Genomic DNA, 6,071 nt, shown 5'->3' on the forward strand with positions numbered 1-6,071 from the left:
GGTATGTCCGTTTTACTGGGACAGTTCCAGGTCATTTCTCCAGGTCGGAGCGTTTTCGGCCCGGCCTGGGAGCGGGCTGAGACACCCCCGCCGAACACGCCGGCTGTCCTCTGATAGGCGATCGTGACCGTTTGCCAAGTGATCTTGACCGGTTGGATGTGCGTACCGCCGATGCCGTCGGGAGAGTGTGGGAGTGAGCAGTTGCTCGCCGTGCGGACGGGCTCCGATCACCATCGCGCGACATCGGGGCTGACCCTGGGCAGGGCCCAGGGCTCCACCGTGCCCGTGACCAGGTCGGCGAGGAACTGGACGGCTCCGCCGGTGTAGTGCCACCAGGCGGAGCTCCGAGAGGCGACCGTGACCGTCCACTCCTGCGGCCCGGCAGGGCCAGTGGCCCACAGGAAGAGATCGCCCCGGTTCGAACCGGCCCAGGGAAGCAGCCCGCCCGGCGCGGGGAAAGGATGGAACGGCACGGCGATGTTCGCCTCCGAGCACAACTCCTCCAGATCCTCCAGCGATCCGCGCGCACCCTCCACCCAGCGCTGCTCGTGACCGCGCTCCGGCCCGCTGAAGCCGAGGAAGTCTCCCAAGCCGAAGGTCGGATAGAGCTCGCGAAGGAGCTTGAAGTCCTCCGGCAGGGCCGTACCCAGGCCGGCCTCCACGAGCGGCCAGTCGACGTTCCTGGGCTCCGGCAGACGCAGAGCCACCAAGCCCGGAACCGCACTCTCCAATGCGGCGACAGCCTCCGCAGGATCGGTCAGTCGGCGAACCGGGGCCTGCGCACCAACGAAATCATCCATGCGAGCAGGGTGCCAGGGCCGCAGCCAACCACCGCGCCGCCCCAGTGGTCAAGATCGCCTGTCAATCGGTCGAGGTCACCTGGCAGAGGACAGGCGGACGCCTGCGGGCGCTGTCCCAGGTGCGTCCCAGCTCGGCGGCAAAACGCTCCTACCTGGGGAAACGGCTTGGGGCTGTCCCAGCAAAACGCACCAAAACGGACACGGTGGGACGGTGCTGGGACAGCCCCCGTCCCACTCCCGGCGGGGGTGGGCGGCGGGCCCGGTGGATCAGGGGCCGGCGCCGGACCGGACCGCCGAGGAGCACCCGGTGACCGGCCGCGGCCGCCGACGGGAGCGAGCCCGAGTACTCCTGTGAGCGGGCCCGGCCAGCAGCAGGGCGCCCTGGGCCCGGGTGCTCTCGTGGCCTGCCCCGCCGTCCTCCTGGACCCGCGGCGAGTGGCGCGGCAGGGCAATGAACCGGCCGGGCCAGATCAGACCGGGTTGGCGGGCCGGTAGGGGCTGCGGTAGTCGAAGCCGGTGTCCGGGCCGCCGGTGAAGACCACCGCGTCGTCGTCCAGGCCGAGCGTCTCCAGCAACACCCGCAGTGCCCCGTCGTCGTCCCCGATGTGGGAGCGGTGCAGCCACACCCACGTCTCGTCCTGGCCGTAGGTCATGAGGCTGAGCGCGTAGTGCCGCCGGTCGATCTTGAACATCGCGGCGTCCACCTCGCCGGGATCCTCCCAACTGCGCTCCACCGTCAGGCGCAGCCGTGCGGCCAGGGCGTCCAGCGGGGGCTTCAGGCCTGCGATCATCCGGAACCCGCTCGCGGCTTCCTCCCAGAGGCTCATCTGCATGGCCGGGTTCCCACCATCCCGGTACGGCGGGACGGTGGCCGGCTGCCAGTGCGGCTCCGGTCCGGGTACGACGATCTCCGCCATGCTTTCCCCCTCCATGCGACCCGCGTGGGTCGGGCGCAGCGTACCCCGGTGTCCTTTGACAGGCGATCTTGACTGATTGACAGGTGACCTTAACCGCCGGACCGGGAGTGCCCGGCACGCAGGTGCTGGTGCGGGATCATGCTCAGCAGTGCGTCTCGACAAAGAGGAGAACGCGGCCGTCGTCCGCCGTGAACTCGTACGCCTCATAGGCGGGCAGGTAGGCGGCGCCGTACCCGGCCCGCGCTTCGAGCCAGGCTGCCGGCCGGTCGGCCTCCGCCAGGAAGTGCGGAATCCACCATCCAACATCGGTTGGCAACCGGTCAAGATCACCTGTCAGAGGACACCGGCGGCCCGCCCCGACTGTTCGGGTGCGGGCCGCCGCGCGGACGAGCCGGCCTACTCGGCGGTGGCTCCCCGGCCGAGCGGGCGCCGCTGCTCCGGAGCGGCGGCGGCCCGCTGCTCCTGGCCGTCGCCGCTGACCGGGGCCGGGTCGGCCGGGAGCTGTTCGACGGGAGGGCGCCGCGCCCCGGCGGAGGCGGTGGCGGCGTCCTGGTCGTGGTGTTCGGTGGCCGGCCCGGTGCCGAGCGGCCTGCGCGCTGGAGTGATCATCTCGCCGACGCTATCCGACGCACCGTCACCCACCATCCCGGGCACCGCGGCTGCCGGACCGTCAGCCGCGGCTCCGGCGAGCACCAGGGCCTCGTCGATCGCCTCACACACCTCGGGCAGGACCAGCTCGAAGTCGCCGAGCACCGCACCCAGCATCTCCACGACCAGGGCGCCGACGGCGAGCAGCGACACCCGCTCCGTGCGGGTCAGCAGCTCGCGGCCGACGGGCTCCATCACGTAGTGGCGCACCAGGGCGGTCAGCTCGTACCGCTGCTCGACGTCGACGTCGCCCTCCCCGGCCGGGTCGATCCCGCCGGTCACCGCGGCCACCGTGTCCGCGATCCGGCGAAGGCCCGCGCCGAGGCCGAACCGCGGCCCGTCGCTGTCGGCGGCCGGGTCGGCACCGTTGACGGCGGCACCGCCAGCCAGGCTCCGCTGGTCCTGGTGCTCGCCCCGGAGTCCAGCTCGCTCTCCCCTACCGCCCGCGACCTGGATACCCCGGACGCCACCTGGTCCGCCGAGAACGGCACGCTGATCGTCGACGGCTGGCACAGCGCCAACGGTGCGCCGCGGCGACCGGAACCAGGCCGGGTGGGTGGTGGACCTCGGCGCGGGCTGGGGCGCGTTCATCGACGGCCGCATGGTCCTCGACGCCGCAGACCACACCGCGATCCGCCTGCCCACCCCGCAGTATGCCGTCCAGCTCCTGGGCGCCGCCCTCCTCCAAGAACTCGGCTGACGTGCCCGGCCTCGGCGGGGCAATACGGTGCGCACCACGGGCAATGGTGTGTGGTGCGCACCACACGTCGATCCTTGCAGGAGCTCCCCTCAGGGCAGTCACCCGCCCGCAGCCGCTCAGAGCACGCGCAGAGCGGCGAGCACGAGCAGGGAGAGCGTCAGAGTCCCCCCGAACGCCGCGCCTCCGTACAGGAAGGCGCGTACGAGGGAACCGCCGTCCACCACGGTGAGGATGCCGGCCACAACGGCGACGAGAAGGGCCACGAGGACTGCCACGAGGACCCACAGGCCCCTGGAGGACGACGTGCTCGTAGGTTGCTGGATGGTCAAGGGATCTTCCCCTCCGAATGGGGAGGGTGGTCAGATCGGGGAGCAGCAAAGGGCAGCCTCAACCTGACCACCCTCAGGTGGTCTGGTTGAGATCTGCCAGCGCTTCAGAACCTCAATGCGTACTTCGTGAATCGACGATGTGGCGGGACAGTTCCAGGCACGCAAAGCCCAGATGTACTTCTCGCGTATGGCCGAAGTCGGTGCCCAGTGTGCGCTGTTGGACTCCAGCTGACACAGTATCAGTTCCTATGACAAGTCCAACTAGCCATGACCTCGGCCAAGAGCGGCGCAGTACCTGTTCGCGGTAGCGCTCCAGGGCGGCCCGCTGGCCGTCCCGGACCGCTTCCGGTTCCGGAGCCCACAGCAGCGGGGAGCGCGGGGAGCCGATCGCCATCCTGGCGATGGCCCGGGCCACGCCCGGCTTCGCCTTCGGCGCCATCGAGGCCGTCCCCGACCAGTACGCCGACGCCGAAGCCGCCGCGCGCCGCCTCCAGGCCGTCCTCGCCGACATGTGCTTTTGCGCGGTGGTTGGCCAAGCGGTGCACGGTAGGTGGCCAGGTCGGGTGTTGGTCCGGTGGATCTGGCTTCAGGTCTCGACATCGCTGCTGGGATCATGGATCGCATGCATGAGGATTCGCACCCGTTGACGGCCTTGTGGCCGCTTGCGCCGTCTCGCATGACCGACTGGCTCCTGGAGCTGTGCGGCGACGGCGTGACCGGGTTCATGCCCCCCGCGATGCCCGACGCGGTCTGGGTCCTCAACCCCATGTACGAACGCGAGCACGGGCCGGCCGGGCTCTCCCAGTACGAGCCCCGGCAGGGGCGGCTCGCGGATGGAAGCACCCAGCCCGCCACTTTCACCGGCACCGACGCCGCAACGGGCGTGGCCCCGGGAGACGGCCCCGTGCGGACCGGGCACCTCGGCGAGGGGCGGCGCCGGCTGCGCTGGGCGGAGCTTGCGCAGCGCGTCGGTGATCCCGTCGTCCCCGACGGGCTGCTGCCCTCCTCCCGCTGCTTCCCCTCGGCCAGGAAGGACACCGGCTGGCCGCCCGGCATCATTCTGCCCACGGAGGGCAGCCTGGACCGTGACACCTGGAACCGGCTGATCTCCGTCCTCACCGAGTACAGCACCGCAGGCCCGGACACCCCGTGCCTGGCCTACTACAACCCGCTGATGCTCATGCCCACCGACTTCGAGAACCTCCACGTCCGCGCGGGACGCCTTGGCAGCGCCGAGGCCCTGTACGACAATCCCGAAGCTGGCTGCAGCCCGTCCAACCTCTGGCCCGAGGACCACTCCTGGGTCCTGTGCACCGACTACGACCTGTGGGCCACCAAGGTCGCCGGACCGCCAGCCCTCATCGAGGCGCTGCTCAACGACGTCGAGATCGAGGCGGTACGACTGTCCTGGGCATCCTGACGGTCAGTCGCTTTCGCCGGCCTCGACTCTGAGCACCTGGCCCTCCTCGGCCGCCAGCGCCTGCAGCGCCCACGGCGCCAGCGGCCGGCCGTGCCCGAGCGCCCGCAGCCGCGCACCGAGACCCTGCTGCGCCTGGTCCCACTCGGTGACCAGAGCGCCGAGGAGGCGGACCAGGCGGTCGAGATCCGCGGCCGCATCCTGCCCGGCGGTGCGGGCCTCGGCGGCGGCCTCGGCGAGGACGTCCTCGTCCAGGCCGTCGAACTCCCTGGCCCACCCGGCCACCCGCTCGCGGTAGCGCTCCAGCTCGGCCTGCTGGTCAGCCCGCACCGCCTCCGGCGACCACGGCAGCGGGGAGCGCGGCGAGCCGATCGCGGAGCCGGCGAGGGCGCGGCCGGCCCCCGGGCCGAGCCCGCCCCGACGCGGCCGGGAGGAAGAGGAGGTGGTGGTCCTGGTGGTGCTCACGCCCGGACCAACTCTGCCCCGGCCCGGGAGGTCACCCAACCGCCCGCATCCGGTGTCCGCGGACCCGGCCCCGGGTAGGCTCCCCATCGGGCCGGAAGGGCGGTGTAGACCCCCGCCAGGGCGTTCCCGAGGCGCTCCGGGCCGCTCACGACTCCCCGACCACCTCCCGACCTTCTCCCCGACTTCTTCCCCGACCACCACTCTGGCGCTGGGAAGGCGCATTTCCGCAGGTCAGGTACCGAATTCGGGTCACCAGAAAGCCCCGGCAACCCCTCTGTGCTCTTGGTAGTGAGGCCTGGAGCTTTGCGGGGTTGTAGAGGTGGTCGCTCGCCGCTGTGGCTCTCTTCTCGGCCGAGAAGGCCGGCCTGCCGGCGGCGGCCCGGGCGGGGCCCGGGGGAGGGAACGGGCGGAACCGGCGGCCGGGGGAGCGCCGGCCCGGCTGTCGGACCCGTGAGGTACCGGTGGTGACCAGACGATCACCACCGACCGGGGGAGCACCGGATGACCTACGAACAGCCCGACGGTGCCACCGCCGCGCCAGCGCCCGCCCGCGAACAAGCGCGTCCACTTCGTCCGCGCCAAGGCCTACCGACACGGATCCACCAACCCGCTGCGCCACTCCATCCTCCAGGTGCTCGGCGTGCTGAAGGTCGCCACCGTCAAGCAGGTGTGGTGGCTGGCCCAGCCGGACCACGAGCAGCTGGCTGCGTAGGTGAAAACGGAGAGCGAGTATCGGTGAGTTCTGGCAGCGGTTCATGATCGAGATACCGGGAGATGTCGGTGAGAACCGAGAGC

At 71.2% G+C, this 6,071-nt stretch carries 9 protein-coding genes; 3 read left to right on the forward strand and 6 right to left on the reverse strand.

Annotated elements, in window-relative coordinates:
- Positions 1 to 227: 227 nt before the first annotated feature.
- The 4 genes from ACWEPF_RS32385 to ACWEPF_RS32400 all read right to left on the reverse strand — a co-directional run bounded on the left by ACWEPF_RS32385 (position 228) and on the right by ACWEPF_RS32400 (position 2,647).
- Positions 228 to 800, reverse strand: a complete 573-nt coding sequence (locus tag ACWEPF_RS32385) for an SMI1/KNR4 family protein (RefSeq protein WP_452175370.1) — start codon at positions 798 to 800, stop codon at positions 228 to 230.
- Between the two features lie 470 nt (positions 801 to 1,270).
- Complete coding sequence (locus ACWEPF_RS32390) at positions 1,271 to 1,717, reverse strand: hypothetical protein (protein ID WP_452175371.1); 447 nt, start codon at positions 1,715 to 1,717, stop codon at positions 1,271 to 1,273.
- A 142-nt stretch (positions 1,718 to 1,859) separates the two neighbouring features.
- Positions 1,860 to 2,033, reverse strand: coding sequence for a hypothetical protein (locus tag ACWEPF_RS32395; protein WP_452175372.1), 174 nt, complete (start codon positions 2,031 to 2,033; stop codon positions 1,860 to 1,862).
- 80 nt (positions 2,034 to 2,113) lie between these two features.
- Positions 2,114 to 2,647 (reverse strand): hypothetical protein, encoded by a 534-nt coding sequence (locus ACWEPF_RS32400; protein ID WP_452175373.1) that lies wholly within the window; start codon positions 2,645 to 2,647, stop codon positions 2,114 to 2,116.
- Positions 2,648 to 2,888: 241 nt separating this feature from the next.
- Between ACWEPF_RS32400 and ACWEPF_RS32405 the strand changes: the two genes are divergently transcribed.
- The gene (locus tag ACWEPF_RS32405) at positions 2,889 to 3,065 is read left to right on the forward strand and encodes a hypothetical protein (RefSeq protein ID WP_452175374.1); all 177 of its coding nucleotides are present in this window, start codon (positions 2,889 to 2,891) and stop codon (positions 3,063 to 3,065) included.
- Positions 3,066 to 3,181: 116 nt separating this feature from the next.
- Here the strand turns inward: ACWEPF_RS32405 and ACWEPF_RS32410 are convergent, their stop codons facing one another.
- On the reverse strand, positions 3,182 to 3,394 hold the full coding sequence (locus tag ACWEPF_RS32410) for a hypothetical protein (RefSeq protein ID WP_452175375.1): 213 nt from the start codon (positions 3,392 to 3,394) through the stop codon (positions 3,182 to 3,184).
- Positions 3,395 to 4,070: 676 nt separating this feature from the next.
- Here ACWEPF_RS32410 and ACWEPF_RS32415 point away from each other — a divergent pair.
- The gene (locus ACWEPF_RS32415; RefSeq protein WP_452175376.1) at positions 4,071 to 4,814 is read left to right on the forward strand and encodes a hypothetical protein; all 744 of its coding nucleotides are present in this window, start codon (positions 4,071 to 4,073) and stop codon (positions 4,812 to 4,814) included.
- A gap of 3 nt (positions 4,815 to 4,817) precedes the next feature.
- Here ACWEPF_RS32415 and ACWEPF_RS32420 read toward each other — a convergent pair whose 3' ends face one another.
- A complete protein-coding gene (locus tag ACWEPF_RS32420; RefSeq protein ID WP_452175377.1) occupies positions 4,818 to 5,276 on the reverse strand; it encodes a hypothetical protein in 459 nt (152 codons plus the stop codon).
- Positions 5,277 to 5,799: 523 nt separating this feature from the next.
- Between ACWEPF_RS32420 and ACWEPF_RS32425 the strand changes: the two genes are divergently transcribed.
- A complete protein-coding gene (locus ACWEPF_RS32425; RefSeq protein ID WP_452175378.1) occupies positions 5,800 to 5,988 on the forward strand; it encodes a hypothetical protein in 189 nt (62 codons plus the stop codon).
- Positions 5,989 to 6,071 lie beyond the last annotated feature (83 nt).

The organism is Kitasatospora sp. NPDC004289 (genome assembly GCF_053602875.1).

Bases quoted from the DNA above. Each gene is read 5' to 3' on its own strand.
- ACWEPF_RS32385 (WP_452175370.1), bottom strand. From the start codon at position 800: ATGGATGATTTCGTTGGTGCGCAGGCCCCGGTTCGCCGACTGACCGAT.
- ACWEPF_RS32390 (WP_452175371.1), bottom strand. From the start codon at position 1,717: ATGGCGGAGATCGTCGTACCCGGACCGGAGCCGCACTGGCAGCCGGCC.
- ACWEPF_RS32415 (WP_452175376.1), top strand. From the start codon at position 4,071: ATGACCGACTGGCTCCTGGAGCTGTGCGGCGACGGCGTGACCGGGTTC.